The organism is Cyclobacterium amurskyense (assembly GCF_001050135.1).
In the GTDB taxonomy this organism is placed as follows: domain Bacteria; phylum Bacteroidota; class Bacteroidia; order Cytophagales; family Cyclobacteriaceae; genus Cyclobacterium; species Cyclobacterium amurskyense.
Genome location: NZ_CP012040.1, coordinates 21037 through 42104 on the forward strand (window position 1 = coordinate 21037; position 21068 = coordinate 42104).

Below are 21068 nucleotides of genomic sequence, written 5' to 3' on the forward strand. Positions count from 1 at the left end.
ATAAATAAAAAAAGGGTGGCCGATAGCCACCCTTCAAATGCTTTAAATAATTTTAATTTAAGCTGGGATAGGCAATACTTTGCTGTCCTTAAAAGTAGAAAGGATAACCATAGACTGCATTGAATCTACTTCCTTAATCTCACTTACCTGCTCTAACATCAATTTCTGGTAAGAATTAATATCTTTTGATATAATTTTCAAAATAAAATCTCCCGTTCCTGTGATATGGTGACATTCTATCACTTCTGGAATTTGGTTGATTTCCTTCATAAAGGCATCTATATTGGACTTATTATGACCAATCAATCCTACCAACACAAAAGTACTAACACCAAGTCCGATTTTTTCCGGATCTAATTTGGCATGATAGCTTTTTATTATTCCTGATTGTTCCAATTTTTTCACCCTCTCTAAAGTTGGTGCTGGTGACAATCCTATATCTTTTGAAAGCTGCGCGTTGGTGATTTTTGCGTTGCCTTGTAGAATTTCTAAAATCTTACGGTCAATTTTGTCAAATTTCACTTTTATACTATTATCCATATTGTAAAGAATTTACCGAATTATATGTGGCACAAAGGTAATCTAATTTATATTTATTTTAAAGACATTTACGAAAAAAACGCAAGCACGGACGAAATATTGTTGTTTAATTGTTATAATTTTTAAAATTATTACACTCAGTGTTTCGTGATTTCATTAAAAACGTGGATTTCCCCTCGATTAGACTAATAATGAACAATTTAGTGCTTATCAAAGTTTATTCTTTTTCAAAAATTCTCTCGCTTCCTTATTAGCCGGGTGTCTTCGTTTCGAATTGTCTTTGACTGTAACCAAATACCGCTTGGCTTCCTTTTTGTTCCCCTTCTTAAATAGAATTTTTCCAACCTGAAGAAGTGAAAATAAGTAGTAACCACTTTCCTGTGCTTCCAACTCATCTCCAAAAGATATGGATTGCAAATAATAAGGCATGGCTCGTTCCGGCTGCCCCATTCGGTCATAACTTTGAGCGACAAAAAAGGCAGCGTACCTTCCACTTGTTGCCTCATAACCTGTCCAACCTTCTTTTATTCGCTTTAGAATTTCTAAAGAAACATCCCTAGCTTCTACCCCTCTACCTACAGCATACAATTGCCTTGCAAAATGCCTATGGAAATAGGGGTTATTTGGATATTTACCATGAAGGTAACTAGTAATTTCTAAGGCTTTAAAAGGCTTTTTCTCCTCGGTGGCATACAATCGGAATAGAAAATATTGCGCTTCTATTCGAGCATAAAAAGAGCTTTCCGCTACCTCTTCCAGTTGTTTCAAACCCAACTTTTGGTCTCCCTTAGGAAACAATAACATTATTGGCTTTAATAAAGGGTAATTTTCAGGTATCCAAACAGAAAAATAATTAAACAATGCATCGCCCAATAATAATTCCGGATTCAACTCTTCCTCTCCCCTACTTAATTCCAGATACTTTAACGCATTTTTACTTGCGAAAGTTGAACTAGTCCAATTTTTTCTTTCACTATGTAAACGCCCTTGAAACCCATAGGCCCCGGCCAGAAAAAATGCTGCTTCTTTATTTTCAGGATTTTCCTCAATGAGTTTCTCTGCTTTCTCTATTGTCAAATCCATGTATTTTAACATAAGCGCATCATGACTCCTGTTGTCAACAGCTACAACAATTTTCCACCATTGGCTCAATCCCATTAAAAAATAAGGAAGTGGATGTTCTGGATAAGTATACCGCATTACTTGAAAACCCCTTTCGGCATTCTCAAAGTCAAAATTATACATGCTATTGATAGCGTCGGTAATCCTAAACTGAAGCCCTTTATCAAGCAGAAGGTAACCACTTTCTTTCTTATTCACATCAGTTACGGGCTCCATCTGAGCCTGAGCCTCAGTTAGAACAACACAATTTATCAATAGTAAAAGAGATAATGCGATTTGGGTATATTTCATTAAGACTGTTTTCGATAAAACTCCTTATTATACAGCATAAACGCTTTATGACAATAATTAATTTCGAAAACTCGAAAAATTTATTTTGGTTTAATAAAAATAAGGTGTAAAGTATATACTTAAGAGTATTTCCAAGCATAAATCCATGTGGCAGAAAGGGTCTTCTTATTCCTAGGTAGGTTTCTTAATGATTATTTGTCCTCAATACCTTTGAATAGTACTTTTCGCTTATTACTCTGTAGTATTAATAAAAAATAAGGACCTGGACAAACCATAGCCCACTTTTTAAAAGAACGAGACAATGTTTTAGAATCCTGCAAAATAAAGTAATATGGGTATAAAAAAACAGACCCATTAAACCACTACCACATTAATGTGATTTAGGTCAATGGATCTGTAAACAGCAATAAGATAAAAAAATTAACAGCTTACTTTTATACTTAATCGATTTTTTACAGCTACATCTGAAAGCGTGCTTTTCCATGCTTCCAAAGCCAAAGAATCTGGTATATTAATATCGTCAAATGTAATTATTTCTCCTTCCTCAATATTTCTCTTTAATTGAACTTTATTCATTAAACCAATAGGAACATGATTGGTGCAGTCAGTTATTTTGATAGCCTCTCCTCTAACTTCCATTCCACCGATTCCTTTGTCAATAAAAGATCCTGAGGTTAAGTTTTTCTTAGCAATTGTCCCTACACTTACTGAAGGTACATCTCCATTATCAAGCAAGATTTCATTATTATTTACCAAATTCAAAATACTATTAGGTATTTCAAAAAAGCACAAGTGCATGGGTTTGTATAGCAAATAAAATGGACCTTTACCCATTTTATAGGTAGTCAACTCCTCTGCCAAATCCTCTTGATGGGTGGCGGTAATAAAAACGCCTGGAGGCGATTCTTTAGAGATAATGTAGTCACTGATGACAGCGTTTTGTTTTTGGGCAATTTCGCCTAAAGCGAAAGCACCACTTTCAAAATCGCTAGTTTCATAGCCAACAAGACCTGTTTTAACGATATCTAAACCCAAGCCATTTGCTATAAATGCTTGTTCAATTTGAAGTTTTGTTCCATCTGTAAAAGATGTAACAGAACTAAGACTATATCCTTGTTTTTGTGCCCAAAACAACATGTCTTCAAGCGAAGGTTTTTTGTTTAGAAAACCTTTAATGTTTCCATAAACCAAAGGCTTAAATCCCATCTGAATCACTTCCTTGTTAAGTGCGGCCAAACACCCAGGTTGATCTCCATTTGCCTCTGTAATCACTCCGCGTTTGGACAACCATGACCCGGTAAGCACTTGAGTATCGGCGTCCATTGTTACTACTGGAAGTCCATATACAAATGCTTTATCAATAATTTCTGTTGAATAAATGGGATCTCCTGTACTTACCACAATTAAATCCGAGCTATCTAGAACCTCTTCAGGTGAAGTGGTTAAAAATTCCTGACTAACCCCAAGGTCACTAATCACCCCTTCTCTTCTGGTCAATATTTTTGAAATGACCATATCTTCTCTTCTTGCAATGAGCTTAGCTAAGCCTCTCCCAATGCCACCGGTGCCCACTATACCGATCTTTAGTTTTTTGCCGTTTATGTTTTTCATAATCTAAAAATTTTGTTTGCTGTTTGTCTGCTGTTTAATCATGACGATGTAAAGGTAAGTAAAAAAATTTAAAAACCATTTTATTGTATTTAAAATACATAAAAAATATTTTAAAATATCCATTCAGACCTAACCTTATTTTTACTAATAAAACCCTAAAACCTTATATTTTATTAAGCTTTAAGAAAAAAAATAGAGAGAATAAAATGTAAAAAAGTAATTTTAAAAAATTTAATTCCGAGAACAATTATTTTATTATTTTTTCTTTTAAACTGAAAATTCTTCAATATTCCCCTATAATTAAAGGCAAGTCATTCTACTTTCGTTTTTTAAATAAAGCAATTCAACTATAATTCATGATAATTTTTTTATTTTCGCCTTTCATAAATATTCAGGTAACATGCTAAATTATGCCAGGGTTAACAATCTTGCAGGTTGGACCACCTTCTTTATTGCATTTATTACTTATTTACTCACCATCGAGGAAACTGCCAGTTTCTGGGATCCGGGGGAATTTATAGCAGTAGCCTATAAATTACAAGTCCCTCATCCGCCAGGTGCGCCTTTCTTTTTACTTATCTACCGAATGTTTAGCTTTTTAGCACTCGGAGATGGTCTTGAAATCGCCTATTGGATGAATGTGGGTAGTGCTTTGCTTTCAGCTTTCACTATTTTGTTCCTTTTCTGGACCATCACACTTCTAGGTAGAAAGTTATTGCTTAAAAACAGTGAGGAGCCAAATACAGACCAAGTTTACACCTTAATTGGTGCTGGTTTTATAGGAGCTTTGGCCTATACCTTTACGGATAGTTTTTGGTTTTCAGCAGTAGAAGCTGAAGTTTATGCCATGTCATCCTTTTTTACGGCCATAGTAATCTGGGCTTTCTTAAAATGGGATATAATAAAAGATCCAAGGGAGGAAAATAAGTACATGATATTTATTGCCTACCTAGTAGGTTTGTCAATAGGTGTTCACCTCTTAAATCTGGTAACACTTCCTGCCCTTGCCTTAGTGGTCTATTTTAAGAAATACAAAAACCATAACCTCAAAGGAGGAATCATCGCATTCCTACTAGGTGGAGTTGCCCTGGTTGTAATCAATAACTTTATTATCCCGGGTCTACCTAGTATAGCCGGGTCTTTGGAAATATTCTTCGTCAATAGCCTTGGCCTACCCTTTGGATCTGGCATAGTTTTCTTTTCCATTGCCTTTTTAGGAGGGCTTGTGTATGCAGTTATCTACTCCTACCGTCAAGAGAAAGTCATTCTCAATACCATATTACTGTGTTTCTCATTTATACTTATAGGCTATAGCTCTTATGCGTTGATCGTGATCCGGGCCAATGCTGAACCGGTAATTAATGAAAATGACCCTAAAGACATCATAAGTTTTGTTAGCTACCTTAAAAGAGAGCAATATGGTTACCGACCTTTAATGCAAGGTCAATATTTTACAGCAGACATTGTGGATCAGGTAGAAGGAGCTCCTGTCTATGCCAAAGGAAAAGAAAAATATGAGATAGTGGATTACCAGTTGGAAAACATCTATGATCCAGAAAAAACAACCCTACTGCCAAGAATATACTCTACACAAGAGCGCCACAAACAAATCTACAGATCCAAACTTGGATTAAGAGAAGGCCAAGACCCTACCTTTTTTGACAATATCTATTTCATGTTTGAACACCAACTTGGACATATGTATTGGAGGTATTTTATGTGGAATTTCAGCGGTAGAGAAAGTGACCTCAGTAATGCTCCTTTCTTAAGCATTTGGAATACAGTCACAACTGACTTCCCTAACTATATCAAAGAAAACAAAGGCCATAATAATTATTATATGCTTCCTTTGATACTTGGACTGATAGGAATGTTTTTCCAAGCAAAACATGACCCTGAATCATTCTGGCTTACCCTAATGCTATTCTTAATGATGGGGGTAGTACTGGTGCTTTACCTCAATTCACCCCCTGTGGAACCAAGGGAAAGAGATTATATATATGTAGGGTCTTTTTATGCCTTTGCCATCTGGATTGGCTTTAGTGTCATGGCTATCAGCCATCAACTTAGTAAATTGAAAAAAGGCATGGTGATGGCAGGGGTATATGCTGCCCTAATCGCCTTACCTGTCCCCATTTTAATGGCCGCAGAAAACTGGAACGACCATGATAGGTCTGACAGGTATTTCTCTGTGGATTCAGCAAGAAACTTCCTTGCTTCTTGTGCGCCAAATGCCATATTATTCACTGGAGGAGACAATGACACATTCCCCCTATGGTACGTTCAGGAAGTCGAAGGTTTCCGAACTGATGTAAGGGTAATTGTATTAAGCTATTTCGATACAGATTGGTACATAAAGCAAATGGCGAGACCTGTAAATGAGTCTGCAGCCCTAAACTTTACCCTGGATTATGAAAATTATAAAAAAGGCACCAATGACGTACTTTATGTAACGGAAAGAAATATCGAAAGTCTGCCTTTAATAGAATACCTCAAATTATTAAAAGAAAACAGTGACTTGCTAAAATTAACTAGCAATCGCTCAAACAGTGACATCAATACAGTACCATCACGAATTTTGACATTGCCAGTTGATTCAGAAGTGGTTGATAAGGCTGGAATTGTACCAGAGGAATTTGAGGACTTGAAAATACCGAATATCAACATTCGTATAAAAGGTAACTATGTAACCAAGGGTAATCTAATGCTTCTGGATTTAATTGCTACCAACAATTGGGAAAGGCCGATTTATTTCAACAATACATCATTGGCAACAATAGGATTTGACGTAAGCAGCCATGTTGTAATGGAAGGACTTACCTACCGATTGCTCCCTATTCAAAAGCCAGACAACCAGGATGAATTGATCAATACTGATCTGGCATATGAGAATGTCATGGAGAAATTTGCCTTTAGAGGAATGGACAACCCTGACAACTATTTTGATGATGAATTTAGAAGATTCACTTCCAACCATAGAAGTGTGTTAAATAGTATAGCCATTGCTTTAATAGAAGAAGATGACAAGGAGAGGGCAAAAGATGTTATGCGACTCAGCTTGGAAAGACTTCCTGGGGAGGCCATACCTTATGATTTGGCCAGTGGACAAGCTGTACCTGTACTCTTTGAACTTGAAATGAAAGAAGAAGCTTTGGATATTATTGACAAGATGTCTAAAAAATCGATTGAATTGCTGGATTTTTACCAAGAAACTGGTAGAGGACTAGATAGAGAAGCTCAGATCTCTGCGGAAATGTTGCGTTACTTTGTTCCGGTATTAAAAGAACAAGGCTATGAAGAAAAATCCACAGAGCTTCAACAGAATTATGAGCGCATCTTCGGTGCCATGAGTGGCAATTCACGAATTCAAAGAAGATAAATTCAGTTCACTGAAAAGGAACTAGAAGTATAAAAGAGAATTTTAACCCGGATGATGTAATAGGATTTCCCGTGTTTACGGGAAGTGTTGCAATCGCAAGAAAATCAGGCTGTTTGGAGATTTTAGCATAGCACCGCTATGGTGAAATTGAAAACAGCAACGAAGTGGCTGATTTTAAAGCGATTTCAGCACGTAATAGATTGTCTATTGCATATTTCGGGTTTAACGAATTAATAAAAAAGAACCGGCTGCCCATTCACAATGAGCAGCCGGTTTTTTTATACCTATTTTTTATGTAAAATATAGTAAAGGTCAAGGGCATTTTCAGGGTCATCAACATACAAATAATCTGAATGCTCTATTTGCTCTACAGCCTTCCCGTTCTTTCTGTGTAGCTTATCCCGATTGGCTCTATTAAGAATCTCATAGGGTATTCTCAACATCCAAGCGGGCAACCTATACTGAAGGTTAAGCACATCCCAGCGGGTGATTTTATTTACAGATTCTTTATTGGCATTGTAATAATCCCATACTTTAGCATTCCCACCAATTCCTTTAGTCTCCACCTTATCAAAAATAGAAGCACATAATTCCTTTAATTGAGCGGGAGTGTATTCCCGGATATGCCAAGGATTTCTCGTCAATGAAAATCGAATATTTGGAGTAGATATCAATGCCATACCTCCAGGCTTTAGCACACGGTAAATCTCTTCAAGGTACTTTTTGTCATTTTGGATATGCTCTATTACCTGAAAACTCACTACAGTATCGAAGGAGTCATCTTTTAGATTGTCCATTGGTGGAATAATTGCCTGTTCAAAAGTAAATTCAGGAAATTTATCCTTTAGTCTGTCCAGGATTTCTCCTATCTTGTCCATACCGTGGTAATGATCAACCAAAGGGCCAAGGACATGTACACCTCTGCCTTCACCACAGCCTATTTCTAAAAGATTGCCTGAAACATATTCTTTAGCAACAATGTATGCCTTAAAAAGGCGTTGATGAATTGGGTTGTCACTAATCAACTTATCGGAAGTAATTTCCGTTGTATAGGTAGCCATCTAAAATTTTATTATTTTCAACAAAATTAAGGTTAATTTTTAAAACCAACTATGGAAAAAATAAAGTCATTGCATATGAAACGAAATATTGGGTTTTTATTTATTTTAACCCTGCTATCCTTTTCCACCTTTGCTCAAAACAATCTGCAAAGTATAAACCAGAGTTTAAGGTATTCCAGGTATTCGAGAATCTCATTAAAAGTCATCCCAATCAAAATTGCGGAAAGAACTTTTAAGCTTCAAATGCTGGTGGAAAAAATAGAAGATGAAGCCAATTTTGATGATTACCTTTTCTCATACACCATTGTCAATAGTTTTGAACAGAAAATTGATGATGACAATGTAATTGCATTAGACAGGGATCTATTAAAAAAAGACACTGATGGTCATTTTTATTTTGAAGAAACAGTAGATATACCTTCCTCTTCTGATCAAGCTTATGTAATATTTAGGGCTACAGACACACGTCAGGAAGATGAATATGTGTATCATGCCGACTTAATAAGTCCATTTGTAGCCGATCAACCATCCTTTGGCGCTTATTTCGGAAATGACATTCCTTATGACCAAAATTTCTTGAATGTTGAAGAATCTTTGCTCTTCAAAAGTGAGAATAGCGTAAGTCTATACAGGTACTTTTACCCTCAGAGTTTCGCAATTCCTTTACCTCCAATGGAAACCAAAACACCAGAGATCGCTAAGGAAACTCAAGTAATAAATGAAGGTGACTTCTTAGTAAATGTCCCTGTCCCCTTTGAAAAATCAGGCTATTATTTTATTCAGGAGGACACCACTACAGCAGCCGGACTGATGATCAAAACAGCAGGGAAAGCTTTCCCTAAGGTATCCACTTGGGAAGAGATGATCCAAATGGTGGCTTATATTTCCACTAGAAAAGAACATGAAACTCTCCTGGCTGCCGAAAACAAAAAAATAGCACTGGATGAATACTGGATAAGAATGACCAGAGATGAGGATGCTGCCAAAAGTTTAATCAAAGAATATTTTAGACAGGTAGAATTTGCAAATATTCTATTCACCGATTTCAAAGAAGGTTGGGCTACGGACCGTGGAATGGTGTATATTATAATGGGCCCTCCACAGGAAGTTTACTTTAATTTAGATAAAGAGACCTGGGTTTACCTCGCTCAGGATTCTAATTCAAAAATAACCTTTACCTTTGCACGGGTAAAAAATATATTAACCCCACAATATTATACATTGAACCGATCCAGAGCTTATCAGCCGGTATGGTTCAAAACAATCACAGCATGGAGAAACGGAAGGATGGTTTTTTAATCGACAGAAACGAAGACCAAAAAGATTTTATTTTTGGCATCAGGCCCATTATGGAGGCCTTGAATGCAGATCGGGAAATAGACAAAATACTGGTCAATAAGGAACTGAAAGGTGACCTTCTTAAAGAGTTACTTGCTTTAACGAAAGAGAAAAAACTCCCGGTAACCAAAGTGCCGGAAAGTAAACTTAATCGTATCACCAGGAAGAATCATCAGGGAGTTATTGCCTATATCTCATCGATTGCTTACGCATCTTGGGAAAACGTGGTGGACAGTACCTTTACTAAAGGCGAAGCTCCACTTATTTTGATGCTAGACAGGGTTACTGATGTTCGGAATTTTGGAGCCATAGCACGTACGGCTGAAGTTGCAGGTGTACATGGCATCATTATACCAGAAAAAAGCAGTGCTCAGATCAATTCTGATGCGGTCAAAACTTCTGCAGGAGCACTAAATTTCCTACCTGTAAGTAGGGTAAGAAACCTTTACTACACACTTAAAGACCTAAAAAAATCAGGCCTAAAAGTGGTGGGAGTAACTGAGAAAACTGACCGAATGATGTATGCAGCAGATCTTACTACTCCTACTGTATTGGTAATGGGGTCTGAGGAAGATGGGGTTTCTGATGAATTATTGGGATTGTGCGATGAGTTCGTGAAAGTACCTGTACATGGCCAGATTGAGAGTCTTAATGTATCTGTAGCCACTGGAATTGTTATTTACGAAGCCATTCGCCAAAGAAAACAGGCAGATTCTTAATTTACGTATAAATGGCAATTGAACTGGTTGCGCTTTTATTTTTGATGCTAGGTATCATAGCCGTACTGGCCATAATTCTGTATCAAACTCAACAGAAGCGCAACCAATTGGATAAAAGTCTAAACGCCCTAAACCTGGAAAAGGAGCGCTACAGCGAAAAAACCCGACTTCTTCAAGACCAACAAGAAAGGATAATACAAGAAAATGAAGCCCTTTTGATTTCTGTCAAGTCCCTTGAAAAAGAAAATCATGAGCTTGCCTTGGACAAAGGAAAATTAGAGAGTGAATTGCTTTTTTTGAAGGAAAAACTGATTTTTCAAAAACAGGAGCTTGACAAAATGGGGACTAGGTTTCAACAAGAGTTCGAATTGTTGGCCAACAAAATTCTAGAGGAAAAGTCCAAAAAATTCACCAACCAGAATCAGGAAAACATCAGCAACATTCTCCAGCCTCTGGGGAAAGAATTGGAAGCATTTAAAAAGCAGGTTCAGGAAGCCTATGCCATGGAATCAAGGGAGCGCTTTTCTCTGGAAGGAAAGGTCAAGGAACTTGCAGTGCTCAATCAGCAAATCAGCCAGGAAGCCAAAAACCTAACCAATGCCCTGAAAGGCAATGCCAAAATCAGAGGAAATTGGGGTGAGGCCATATTGGAAACCATTCTTCAAAATTCCGGATTGGAAAAAGACAGGCATTATAGCATTCAGGGATTTTTGAAAGATGAAAATGGGCACCCTTTAATCGGGCCAGATGGCAAGAGAATGCAACCTGATGTGATTATCCATTATCCCGATGACAAAAAAGTTATCATTGATAGTAAAATATCACTTATAGCTTATGAGAAATACAGCAGTACTATTGGGGAAACCGAGCAAAAGTTAGCCCTTGATCTTCATCTTAAGGCTATAAAAACCCATATAGACCAGCTTTCTGCCAAGCAATATGAAAGTTATGCAAAGGCCCTAGACTTTGTGATCATGTTCGTACCTCTAGAAGCGGCCTATATAGTAGCCCTTCAAGCCGACCCCCAGATTTGGGAATATGCCTACAAAAAGCGAGTATTATTAATCAGTAGCAGCAATCTAATCGCAGCCCTTAAGATGATCAAGGACCTTTGGATAAGAGATGATCAATCTAAAAATGCCTTGGAAATAGCCGAAAGAGGAGGAAAACTTTATGACAAGCTTTCTAATTTTGTTAACAGCTTGGAAGATGTAGGAAAACATCTTGACAAGTCCCAGGATAGCTATAATACAGCCATCAAGCAACTTAAAACTGGCAAAGGAAATCTTCTTTCCCAAGCTGAAAAACTCAGGACTTTGGGTGTAAATGCCCGAAACAAAATTTCAGGAGAGCAATAAATGCCTAGGCCTCTTTACTAATGATCCTCCACAAATCCATACTAAAAAGGAACATCACCCGGGCCATCCACTTGCTTGACTAGGGCATTATTGGATATCAAGTAGTTTCTCCCCGTCGAAATCTCCTGACACAATACTCTGGACCTTTGTGTACGAATTTTCTTAAAAACCCTTTCTCTTAATTCGAAATGTGCATGTTGTGGCAGGTCTCCAAGGAAAGGTTGTTCAAATTTAACCGCATCCTTGTCGTATTTTCGCAACTCCTTCATCAGGAAGAGATCAGCTCCTGTGGAAGCCTTTGGATTGCTCATGTGTAGCTTGAGAGGTATTAAAACGTCCTTTGGAAATACCCGCTCATGCAAAACGGGCGCCATCAACCACTTGAAAGATCGCTTCCATTCTATGCCATGAGGCATGATACCCTTCCCTATCCTTTCCTTATGCTGACTAAACACACGGTGATGAGCCACCTCATGAATATAGGTAATCAGAAATTGGTATTGATTCAGATCATGGTTGATAGTAATTTTCTGTATGCTTTTGTCTCTTCTATACCGAAAATCACCCAACTTTGACCTTCTCGATTTGGTGATTTCAATAACAAAAGGTTCTTCTTCCCAAAGGGAAAAACAATAAGACAAGGCGTTTTCAGGCACCTTCCCCTTTAATTGTTCCAACCACTTTTCTTTTTTCACTTCTTAATTTTAAGCTGAAATCAAAATTAAGAATTTTTATCATCGTGAATTAATTCAAGCAGTTTTTTTCTAAACAAGTCTTCCGCATCAGGTAAAAGATTGCTTATTCTACATCTCCATGTTTCATAGCCCCCCTTCTCGATTTCATGTGCTGGCGGTACATAGCCTACATTGTCATTGGCTAAACTTATAGTGAAATAAGGACATTTTACTTCAGCTTTGAGCTTCAGCCCTGTTTCAGCAAAAAACTCTCCGGGTAATGCACCAATTTTCCCTTCGCCAATATGCAAAACCTGCACAGCACTTTCCGCTGCATCAGCAAATTCATTGAGCAACATTTGTTCTCTCGCATAAAGCTTGCGCCAACCTTGGGTGTCTGGCTTCAAATCCTCAAGTCCACCAATAGCCAAAATCCCTCTGGCAGTCTCCAGTTCATCCTTGTCTGGCATCCTTCTACCAGCCTTAATGTTTGCGAAACTGCTATGCAGATAGGGGGCCTGATCCCACTGTACACCTTCCAATCCCTCCAAAACCTTGTCAGCCAAATCATTGGCTATTTTTGTACTTTTAGCCAATTCTCCTTTAGGGAATTCTTTCTGTCCGCTAAAATCCCAGATATTGATATCTCCACTTGTACCATTGCTCATTATCCCCACAAAATCAGGGCCTGCATCCAACTTCTCTTTCAAGGCTGCAGCAAACCTACCAAAATAATCAGCTGATATGGTTCCATTTTCCCAATCCCCAACATAATGAAGGGAATAATTACCTAAAATGGCTATCCATTTATCATCCAAACCTTTAACCGCCAGGAACCCAAGTTCTGGGTCTGGCGTATTAAGTGGTTTTATAATCTCCTCTTCCACCCCAAAAGGGTTCGTTTTAATCGTATCTGCCTTCCCTGTTACAGGATTTAAGGGAGTATAGCTGTCTTTCATCCAATACCTACGACACATCACATATTCTGGTGCATCAGCCGTCCCAAAGGCCAGTTGAGCAGGTCTCAATTTGTCAATGGCTTTCCCAACTGCCTCCACGATAAGTCCCGGCAAGCGCTTCCTGTATGCCAAATCTGCCGGTACCATATGTACATCTTCAACAGCTCCAGAAGCATGGGTATGAGTGGCTGAGATCAAAACCTGTTCAGATGGAATGCCAAATTGCTTTTCGATAATAGCTTTGGTACCATCCAGCAATTCTTTGCCCAAAATGCAAATGTCTACCACCACTAAAACTAGGGTTCGTGTATCATTTTTAAGCACAAGAGCTTTGGCATGCAGGGGATCATGGATTTTCTGTGCATAATGGGTGACAAAGTCTCCATTAATGATTGTTCCTAATGGAGGAGTCGTATCGACACTGGCAGCACCAGCCTGAAAATTATTGGACATTGATTAAAGGAATTAGTAATGGATCAAAATTTAACTTTCGGGCAATGAGTTTCTTAAAAACCGCAGGAAATTACCATGGAATATATTATCAATATCTTCAGAGGAATAGCCTCTTCTATCTAAAATCGCTTCATATTTTTGAAGGTCGGCTATGGAATTAAGGTCCCAGGGAGATTGCTCGGTACCAAAAATACCATCCAAATCGCTACCTATACCTATGTGTTCGCTATTTCCTGCCAATTGACATATATGGTCCCAATGGTCTACCAGATGCTCCAATTTGATATCCAACTGCCAGGGATCTGAAATGGTATCAATAAATCGAATATCCATGGCCCAACAGTCCAACATACCTCCAATAACAGCACCACGGTTCACCAGCTTCTTGATTTGTTCATCGGTAAGTTGCCGTTGATTCGGAACAATTTTACGCACATTGTGATGGCTGGCCCAAAGTGGTCCAGAATACAAGTCCATGGCCTGTTCGAATCCCTGATCCGTCAAATGCGTAACATCTAATATCATTTGGTATCCCTCCATTTTCTGGAGCAATTCTTTACCCAATTCAGTAATAGGTCCTTCTGACTTTGTTCCCGGGGCATACCTTCCAGGACCAAAATGTGAAAGCCCTAAAGCCCTTAATCCGTAACCATAGGCTCTATCTAGATAGCTTGGAGAGACCAAAGAGTCCCCACCTTCAAGGTTGAGCAGGTAGCCTATTGGCTTTGTTTCATCTGGAATAGAATCATCTACCCATAAGTCCACCATTTCATCCAAATCTTTCCGATTTAAAATCTGCTTCATTTCTCCCTGAGCCTCCATTTCACGGTACCAAGCCAACTGAGCCTGTGTCATAGCCCATGCTTGTTGAGGAGAATTCCAGCCTGAAAGGGCGGAGTCGGGCGGAGAATATCGGGCCAATTGCGTGGCCACCACTATCCCAATCTTACCTTTTCTAAGCTCAGGTAAACAAACAGTTCCCCGGCCTCTATCGGGTTTGTCAGGCATGTGCATTTCTGATTGCCTAATTTCCGAAAGTGGTCTACTCAAATCTCTGTTCCACTCAATGGCATTCATGGACAAGTCCAAATGCGCATCTAGAATCAGTCGTTTACTCATTTCAAGGTGGGTATTTTGGCGATACAGTCTATTTCCACCTTAAGGTTTTCCGCCAATACCGATTGTACCGTGATGCGGGCAGGTTTGGTGTTTTTGAAGAAACTTGCGTACACTTTATTGTATCGGTCAAATTCAGAAATATCAGACAAATGAACGGTACACTTTACCACATTGTCCATTGTCCCACCTGCAGCTTCAATAATGGCTTTAATATTTTCAAGTGTTCTTTGGGTCTCTTCTTCAATGGTTCCCAATTTGAATTCCGAGGTTTCGAAATCCACCGATGCTTGTCCTGATACGAATAAAAAACCATCCGTTAAAATAGCGTCAGAATAAGCGCCTGTATCAAAACTTAAATCTCTCTTAGGGTGTACTATCTTTTTCATTTTAATCTTTTTTAATTGTTTAAATATTTTATTACCAGGCAGTCCATCCACCATCCACTACCAAGTTATGACCTGTAATATAAGTGGAAGCATCTGAAAGTAAAAAGGCAACAGCTCCTGCCACTTCATTGGCCTCACCTAATCTTCCTAGAAAGGTTTTTTGCTCAAGCTTCTTTACAAATCCCGGATAATCTTCTTGTACTTTCTCATTTGGAAATGGCCCTGGAGAAATACTATTGCACCTGATATTTTTTGCGCCAAATTGCATGGCCAGGTATTTGGTCATCTGAATAATACCTGCTTTCCCAACACCATATTCTATTGGATTTGGTAACATTGGTGGTTCATACATGTTCTTGTCAGGTGCCTGAATTCCGTACATGCTCCCAAACAGAAGTAGACTTCCTGATGATTTTTCCAACATTTTATCTCCTACAGCTTTTGCAAAAATAAAAGTGGCTGTTATCCCCGCATGATTTGCTTGATCGAAGTCTGCCCCTTCTAATGCATCAAATGACTTCCCACTAGCCGCATAGGCCATATTGACCATTCCATCCGGTATGCCAAGTTGTTTGCAATTCTCCTGCACAAAACCACCAATGGCTTCCGTATCGGCAAGATCAAAACGAGAAGGCTGCAATAACGGACCCAATTTGGCTTCATCGGCAAAGGCAAAAGCCCTGTCTTCCTTATCAATGCACAAAATCCTGGCTCCTTGAGCGCAAAGCAGTCTCACCACTGCTTGTCCCAAATATCCAGCACCACCAGCCACCCAAATTGTTTTCCCTTCTAGGGAAAAAGGTGATTTTATGGCACTATAAATATTTGGATCAGGCATTTAAACCTCCATCCATTAAAATGTTTTCACCATTTATATAGGCGCCAGCTTCAGAAGCTAGCAAAACAGCTAACCCTTTTATGTCGTCATTATTGGCCATCCGCTTCATTGGTACTTTTTTGTTATAATTTTCAACAAATTTCTCAGGCTGGTTATTGAACAACCCACCCGGAGAAATACAATTGAAGCGAATATTTTTACCAGCATTCATTTTGGCCATAAAGCGAGTAAGATTAATCATACCAGCGTTGTGGAAGAAATAATCTGGTGGTAAATCTCCCATACTGGTGCCATCGTAATTGGACAAATCAGGGCCTTTCATGCCCATCATCGAACTAATATTGATCACTGCTCCTCCTCCACTTTCAATGATGAGGTCAGACATGGACTTTAACAAATCCCACATTCCTGTAGCATTTACTCGCATTGATTCATCGAAATCCGACAAAGGTGCATTGTACCCCTTCATTGGTCTGGAAACGGCATTGTTAACAAACACATGCAATTTCCCAAACTTCTCTTTTAGGTTATTGGTAAAGCGATTCACAGACTCAGTTTCTCCCTGATCTACTTCCATAGGGTAAACGTCCAGCCCTTTCTCTTGAAAAAAAACTGCTGTTTTTTCTGCTGACTTTATGTCCCTGGAGGTAGTAATAACAGTACCACCTGCTTCGGCCAAACCTTCCACCAAACATTTTCCGTATAGACCGGAACCACCAGTGACTACAATTATTTTTCCTTTTAAGCTTAGTAATTCTTTAACGTCCATGTTTTTCTAAATTAACAACCTTCCCACCATTTTCAAAACTTTCTTTTGCTCCTATCACTACTTGCATGATGGCTGCGGTTTTTGCAAAATCTAAATAAGGCTTCTCTTCCTTTAGGGCATCAATAAATACAATTAGATTGTCCCTAAACATGGAATAAGAATTTTGAATATCTGCGATTTTCCAGCCATTTTCACCAAAAAAGCTGAGTTGAAAAGTCCCACATATATCCTTGAATAGATGTACAGTTGCTTTTATTCCATTTTCAAAAGTAACCAATACAATATCCTCATCAACTTCCCCAATATGCTGCACCTTCACGGGCTTTGGATCATCTAGTGTACTAAATAGTGCTTCCAGAAGATGTACACCATACTTTTTCCAGTCTTTTTTACCTACAGCAGTGACCAAATGAATTTTTCCCAACGATTTAATGCCTGTTTTCACGGTTCGACATTCCTGCGAATAACGCATCGAAGAACATGACATGAAATCTTTTCCTAAATGGTGTTGTTGAATAAAATAATCAAGATCCTCCTTAGAATAGGCCAAAGGCTTGTCAATAAAAAGAGGTACTCCAGCATCCAGAAAAGGCTTGGCCATTCCTACATGGTTTTCAGGATCATCTCTACCTAAGATAACCGCATCCACCTCGCCAATCATGTCCTCAAGTTTGTCCACAACAAAAGGAATTCCAGCATTTTTCGCAATGCTCTGGCTAATCTCAGCATTCTGGCTCCACACATGACTAACCGAAGCCCCGGGAATACCCAGGGTATCTATATTGGCTTGAAGGTAATCTGACACGGCCGGATAACCAATGGCGCTGATAAGCTCGCCATCAAATGTTCCATTAATGATTGAAGACCAGGAATAGGGATGGGCATTTCCCGGACTCATTCCTATCATTCCTATTTTTAACATATGATTTTTGTTAGTAGTTAACTTGGTTCATTATTTAGTCCACGACTCTGTCAATTCACAACTTATCCATTAAAGGAATCACTCCCTTAGACATGTTAGAGAAGGCTATTTCAGATTAAAGCCAGCCCATCCTGTCCCACTTGGGTATATCGATAAATTCCGGATCAGGAAAAGGAATGGCCCCAGCAAGTAACTTTTCACTCAAACTGGGTAATTCGGCTGTTTCCAATGCTTTTTCTAAATAAATCGGTTTATCTATACCAACCAACACAGAAGATATATTGGATTGGTCTAGGACAAACCTTGTTGCATATTCCGGCAATGTAAGTCCTTCTTCCTCAGCAAGCATCGCGTATTTTGATATGTGTTTTTCAATTTCAGCCAAAGGTTCTTTAAGGTTTTTCCCACGATCACTAAGCATTCCTCTTAGCAAAACAGAGCGTACTACAAGACCAATTCCTTTAGCCGCACCTAGTTCAAAAATTTCTCCCTGACGCTGATCCAGTAAATTATAGGGTAACTGGATTACTTCATAAATCCCTGAGTTGATAGCAGTTTTTGATTCCTCCACTGAATAAGTAGAAGCTCCAATTGCCTTAACCAATCCTGCTTTTTTCAGATCCTCAAAGGTGCGTGAAATTGTTTCGTTATTTAAAATCTCCAGATCTGCCTGATGCAACATCAACACATCCACTTCATCCATTCTCAATGCCTTCAGACTATTTTCCAGAGAGTCCCTGATCATTTTGACCAGTTGTGATTCTTCTGGTAAATTCCCTGTAGCATCCCGCAAATGCTGACATTTTGTGCAAATCACGACTTCCTCACGTCGATGGGCAAAAGCCTCCCCTATTAAGGTTTCGCTTTTTCCATACATTCTTGCAGTATCATAAAAATTCACACCACGGTCCAATGCTAGATGAAGCAGAGAAATTGCCTCACTTTCCTGCAACATGTCATTTTCCGAGTGGATACCAGGCCCATAAGGTAGTCCTATTTCCACTCCTCCAAAAGCAATGGAAGATACTTCCAATCCTGTATTTCCTAAGGTTTTACGGTTCATTTTTTTGTATCGTAATAACCCTTGTCAATATCATTAACCTCAGGTCCCTCTTGAAAACCTGTCACTAGATCACTACAATATTGGGTCAATGTCAAAACATCAGCACCAATACTCATAAACTGATAGCCCATTTTTTGGTATTCAGCAACTTTGGTCAATGGACCCGTGGTGCCTGCAAATTTCCCATATTTCCTGGCTACTTCCACCACCTTCTGCCTTGCCTCCTTAATTTTGGGATGATCCATATCTCCTGGAACTCCTATGGCCTGGCTGAAATCTCCAGGGCCGAAAAACAACATGTCAAACCCATCCAACTGTGCTATGGCTTCCAAATCCTCCAAAGGTTCTGGATCTTCAATCTGAAAAATCACAAAACGCTTTTGATTGGCATCCCGAAGGTAATCTTTGAAATTACCAGCAGCATAGCCACCATCTGCATTCCCTCCATCAATGGCTCTCTTGCCGATGGGATGAAAACGCGTCATTTCAATTACCTTCTTGGCATCTTCCAGGCTCATAATATGGGGCACCATGATACCACTGGCATCCAATTCCAATGGCTTTACATAATCGCTATAACTCCCTCTGGGAACCCTTACTAGCGTATCTTTATTTTGAGATTTGGCAGCCCAAATCTGAGAAGCCAAAATAGACCAATCCTGACCGATATGTTCCTGATCCAACCACAAGCAGTCAAACCCTGCCTGCGCAGCAATTTCCACTACCCGAGCATCTGCCAGGTTTACCTTAAAAGAACAAACGTTTTCTCCCGCCCTTAATTTATTAAGGACCAGGCTTTCTCTCATTTTTATAGTCATATTCATTTTTTTCTTGATCAAATATACCACCACTCACATAGAGACTCTATTACTTTTATTTTAAATAATGATACTATTTTTCGAAATTGGGAGAGAGGTATTTTTAGGGTAATAAAAATCGTTGTCAGAAAACTCAGGGTAAATACCAATTTACCATAGCTAAACCAGAAATACTGCTTGTATCCAATAGTCAAGGAATTTGCTCAATTTCAAACCATCGCCTTGCCTTTTCAAAATCCTCTTATCTGGTATTTAATAGATGGAAGTACACATAGCCTGATACTTTAAACCCGAAATATGCAATAGACCTTCTATCCATTATAAGACCCTAAACATATTCCACCAAACTTTAGATAAAGAAGACAGTTGCCAAAGCTGCGAGGACAATCAATAACAGCCCAGGCAAAATCTCTTTCTTAAGAACTTTATGAGCAGTGGTAAATACTATTGATGCTTTCACCAGGGTATTGGAAACGGCAGCCAATGAAATAGCTCGTATGGCGACATCTGGATCAACACTTCCAGAAACGCGACTCATTTCTGCCATCGAAAGGGTTATGGCATCTACATCAGTAAACCCGGCAGCTATAGCCGATAAATAAATACCCTTGTCACCAAAGTTAATCTGAGCAATATTCGCAATAACAATAACAGCCGCATAAAGACCTCCAAAAATTAGTGATTTTTTCAAGGAAAATGGTTTTTCTACTTCAACATTATCCGCTATGGCTTCATGCTTGCCATCTTTATTGTACAAAAACCAACAATACAATCCCCCTGCAATGGCTGCCGAAGTCATAGGTATCCACATGTCTTTTACCAAATTTGTATTGACAACAGCAACTTCTGCTACAATGCGGAGAAACATAGTAATCCATGAAACGATTATAGCAACGGCATAGGCTTTGGAAAGTGTGGAATGTCCTTTGCTTAGCGAGGAAAAGGATAAAGTTACCGCTGTACTAGAAACTAGTCCACCTATAAAACCAGTTAAAACTATTGCTTTTCGGTTAGCAATAAGCTTTTTTAGGAAATACCCAACCATTCCAATGGCTGTCACTAAAACAACCATTAACCAGATATTCCTTAATATTAAAACATCAAAGGGAGCAGGTAAAGTAGGTTCATTTGGAAGTATAGGCAGTACAATGGCTGTCATTAAGCCAAATTTGGCCAAGCTGACAATTTCTTCCCGAGTAAGCATTTTACTAAATTCATGCAGCTTCACTTTAAAAGACAGTAAAACCAGAACAATTATTCCCAATGCTACAGCAAGTTCTATTTGACCATAATAGCAAAAAACTCCTATAATTACCGTCAATAATGCAGCTACCTCGGTGGTCATTCCAAAGTCTCTTTTATTAACAGTCCCTAAATAGGCGACCACTAAAAAAGCCCCTGTAATAACTATAGGAAGAACAAAGCCCCAAGGTGAATTCATTAAATCACCCAACATGGCTGCAGAACAACCTGTAAGCGCAAGCAAAGGGAAGGTTCTAATCCCGCCGAAAAGGAATTGTTGTGCCTCATCGGACTTTTTAAATTCACGTTCCATCCCAATTAGCAAGCCAATAGCCAGTGCCACACCAAAATGGTAAAATAGTTCACCCATAAATTATTTCTATAAATCGCTGTAAGTCTATTTTAT

General features: G+C 38.8%; 18 protein-coding genes. 4 read left to right on the top strand and 14 right to left on the bottom strand.

All coding sequences use genetic code 11. The features are described 5' to 3' along the window. Positions 1-57: 57 nt before the first annotated feature. The 3 genes from CA2015_RS00105 to CA2015_RS00115 all read right to left on the bottom strand — a co-directional run bounded on the left by CA2015_RS00105 (position 58) and on the right by CA2015_RS00115 (position 3564). Positions 58-540, bottom strand: a complete 483-nt coding sequence (locus tag CA2015_RS00105) for an Lrp/AsnC family transcriptional regulator (RefSeq protein ID WP_014018107.1) — start codon at positions 538-540, stop codon at positions 58-60. A 210-nt stretch (positions 541-750) separates the two neighbouring features. Next, positions 751-1953, bottom strand: coding sequence for a tetratricopeptide repeat protein (locus tag CA2015_RS00110; protein ID WP_053086622.1), 1203 nt, complete (start codon positions 1951-1953; stop codon positions 751-753). 420 nt (positions 1954-2373) lie between these two features. Next, positions 2374-3564 (bottom strand): NAD(P)-dependent oxidoreductase, encoded by a 1191-nt coding sequence (locus CA2015_RS00115; RefSeq protein ID WP_048640051.1) that lies wholly within the window; start codon positions 3562-3564, stop codon positions 2374-2376. A gap of 400 nt (positions 3565-3964) precedes the next feature. Between CA2015_RS00115 and CA2015_RS00120 the strand changes: the two genes are divergently transcribed. Continuing rightward, positions 3965-6943 carry a glycosyltransferase family 117 protein gene (locus tag CA2015_RS00120; protein WP_048640052.1) on the top strand — a complete coding sequence of 993 codons (2979 nt, stop codon included), beginning with the start codon at positions 3965-3967 and terminating at the stop codon, positions 6941-6943. Positions 6944-7227: 284 nt separating this feature from the next. On the opposite strand, the gene CA2015_RS00125 is transcribed toward CA2015_RS00120, so the two are convergent. Next, on the bottom strand, positions 7228-8004 hold the full coding sequence (locus tag CA2015_RS00125; protein WP_048640053.1) for a class I SAM-dependent methyltransferase: 777 nt from the start codon (positions 8002-8004) through the stop codon (positions 7228-7230). Between the two features lie 75 nt (positions 8005-8079). On the opposite strand from CA2015_RS00125, the gene CA2015_RS00130 reads away from it, so the two are divergent. Genes CA2015_RS00130 through rmuC form a run of 3 tightly spaced genes read left to right on the top strand, consistent with a single transcriptional unit; the run spans position 8080 to position 11419 of the window. Next, on the top strand, positions 8080-9303 hold the full coding sequence (locus CA2015_RS00130) for a GWxTD domain-containing protein (protein WP_240477892.1): 1224 nt from the start codon (positions 8080-8082) through the stop codon (positions 9301-9303). Continuing rightward, positions 9276-10061, top strand: coding sequence for a 23S rRNA (guanosine(2251)-2'-O)-methyltransferase RlmB (gene rlmB / locus CA2015_RS00135; protein ID WP_048644262.1), 786 nt, complete (start codon positions 9276-9278; stop codon positions 10059-10061). Before CA2015_RS00130 ends, rlmB begins: the two co-directional genes overlap by 28 nt. A gap of 11 nt (positions 10062-10072) precedes the next feature. Continuing rightward, positions 10073-11419, top strand: coding sequence for a DNA recombination protein RmuC (gene rmuC / locus CA2015_RS00140; RefSeq protein ID WP_048640055.1), 1347 nt, complete (start codon positions 10073-10075; stop codon positions 11417-11419). Positions 11420-11460: 41 nt separating this feature from the next. Here rmuC and CA2015_RS00145 read toward each other — a convergent pair whose 3' ends face one another. The 10 genes from CA2015_RS00145 to CA2015_RS00190 all read right to left on the bottom strand — a co-directional run bounded on the left by CA2015_RS00145 (position 11461) and on the right by CA2015_RS00190 (position 21032). After that, the gene (locus tag CA2015_RS00145) at positions 11461-12114 is read right to left on the bottom strand and encodes a hypothetical protein (RefSeq protein WP_048640056.1); all 654 of its coding nucleotides are present in this window, start codon (positions 12112-12114) and stop codon (positions 11461-11463) included. Between the two features lie 26 nt (positions 12115-12140). Further along, complete coding sequence (locus CA2015_RS00150) at positions 12141-13505, bottom strand: hypothetical protein (protein ID WP_048640057.1); 1365 nt, start codon at positions 13503-13505, stop codon at positions 12141-12143. Positions 13506-13535: 30 nt separating this feature from the next. Further along, entirely contained in the window at positions 13536-14624 is a 1089-nt protein-coding gene (locus tag CA2015_RS00155; protein ID WP_048640058.1) for a dipeptidase, read from the bottom strand. Next, positions 14621-15010, bottom strand: coding sequence for a RidA family protein (locus tag CA2015_RS00160; protein ID WP_048644263.1), 390 nt, complete (start codon positions 15008-15010; stop codon positions 14621-14623). Before CA2015_RS00160 ends, CA2015_RS00155 begins: the two co-directional genes overlap by 4 nt. A gap of 31 nt (positions 15011-15041) precedes the next feature. After that, positions 15042-15848 carry an SDR family oxidoreductase gene (locus CA2015_RS00165; RefSeq protein WP_048640059.1) on the bottom strand — a complete coding sequence of 269 codons (807 nt, stop codon included), beginning with the start codon at positions 15846-15848 and terminating at the stop codon, positions 15042-15044. Next, positions 15841-16617, bottom strand: a complete 777-nt coding sequence (locus CA2015_RS00170) for an SDR family oxidoreductase (protein ID WP_048640060.1) — start codon at positions 16615-16617, stop codon at positions 15841-15843. Before CA2015_RS00170 ends, CA2015_RS00165 begins: the two co-directional genes overlap by 8 nt. Next, the gene (locus tag CA2015_RS00175; RefSeq protein WP_048640061.1) at positions 16607-17539 is read right to left on the bottom strand and encodes a Gfo/Idh/MocA family protein; all 933 of its coding nucleotides are present in this window, start codon (positions 17537-17539) and stop codon (positions 16607-16609) included. The genes CA2015_RS00170 and CA2015_RS00175 overlap by 11 nt, the downstream gene beginning before the upstream one ends. A gap of 115 nt (positions 17540-17654) precedes the next feature. Continuing rightward, entirely contained in the window at positions 17655-18602 is a 948-nt protein-coding gene (locus CA2015_RS00180) for an aldo/keto reductase (protein WP_048640062.1), read from the bottom strand. After that, positions 18599-19426, bottom strand: coding sequence for an HpcH/HpaI aldolase family protein (locus CA2015_RS00185; RefSeq protein ID WP_240477893.1), 828 nt, complete (start codon positions 19424-19426; stop codon positions 18599-18601). Before CA2015_RS00185 ends, CA2015_RS00180 begins: the two co-directional genes overlap by 4 nt. 343 nt (positions 19427-19769) lie before the next feature. Further along, complete coding sequence (locus CA2015_RS00190; protein ID WP_048640064.1) at positions 19770-21032, bottom strand: MgtC/SapB family protein; 1263 nt, start codon at positions 21030-21032, stop codon at positions 19770-19772. Positions 21033-21068 lie beyond the last annotated feature (36 nt).

Coding starts and splice junctions, on each gene's coding strand:
- CA2015_RS00105 (WP_014018107.1), bottom strand. CDS start 540: ATGGATAATAGTATAAAAGTGAAATTTGACAAAATTGACCGTAAGATT.
- CA2015_RS00125 (WP_048640053.1), bottom strand. CDS start 8,004: ATGGCTACCTATACAACGGAAATTACTTCCGATAAGTTGATTAGTGAC.
- CA2015_RS00170 (WP_048640060.1), bottom strand. CDS start 16,617: ATGGACGTTAAAGAATTACTAAGCTTAAAAGGAAAAATAATTGTAGTC.
- CA2015_RS00175 (WP_048640061.1), bottom strand. CDS start 17,539: ATGTTAAAAATAGGAATGATAGGAATGAGTCCGGGAAATGCCCATCCC.
- CA2015_RS00115 (WP_048640051.1), bottom strand. CDS start 3,564: ATGAAAAACATAAACGGCAAAAAACTAAAGATCGGTATAGTGGGCACC.
- CA2015_RS00155 (WP_048640058.1), bottom strand. CDS start 14,624: ATGAGTAAACGACTGATTCTAGATGCGCATTTGGACTTGTCCATGAAT.
- CA2015_RS00130 (WP_240477892.1), top strand. CDS start 8,080: ATGAAACGAAATATTGGGTTTTTATTTATTTTAACCCTGCTATCCTTT.
- CA2015_RS00150 (WP_048640057.1), bottom strand. CDS start 13,505: ATGTCCAATAATTTTCAGGCTGGTGCTGCCAGTGTCGATACGACTCCT.
- rmuC (WP_048640055.1), top strand. CDS start 10,073: ATGGCAATTGAACTGGTTGCGCTTTTATTTTTGATGCTAGGTATCATA.
- CA2015_RS00160 (WP_048644263.1), bottom strand. CDS start 15,010: ATGAAAAAGATAGTACACCCTAAGAGAGATTTAAGTTTTGATACAGGC.
- CA2015_RS00120 (WP_048640052.1), top strand. CDS start 3,965: ATGCTAAATTATGCCAGGGTTAACAATCTTGCAGGTTGGACCACCTTC.
- CA2015_RS00110 (WP_053086622.1), bottom strand. CDS start 1,953: ATGAAATATACCCAAATCGCATTATCTCTTTTACTATTGATAAATTGT.
- CA2015_RS00190 (WP_048640064.1), bottom strand. CDS start 21,032: ATGGGTGAACTATTTTACCATTTTGGTGTGGCACTGGCTATTGGCTTG.
- CA2015_RS00165 (WP_048640059.1), bottom strand. CDS start 15,848: ATGCCTGATCCAAATATTTATAGTGCCATAAAATCACCTTTTTCCCTA.
- CA2015_RS00185 (WP_240477893.1), bottom strand. CDS start 19,426: ATGAATATGACTATAAAAATGAGAGAAAGCCTGGTCCTTAATAAATTA.
- CA2015_RS00180 (WP_048640062.1), bottom strand. CDS start 18,602: ATGAACCGTAAAACCTTAGGAAATACAGGATTGGAAGTATCTTCCATT.
- rlmB (WP_048644262.1), top strand. CDS start 9,276: ATGGAGAAACGGAAGGATGGTTTTTTAATCGACAGAAACGAAGACCAA.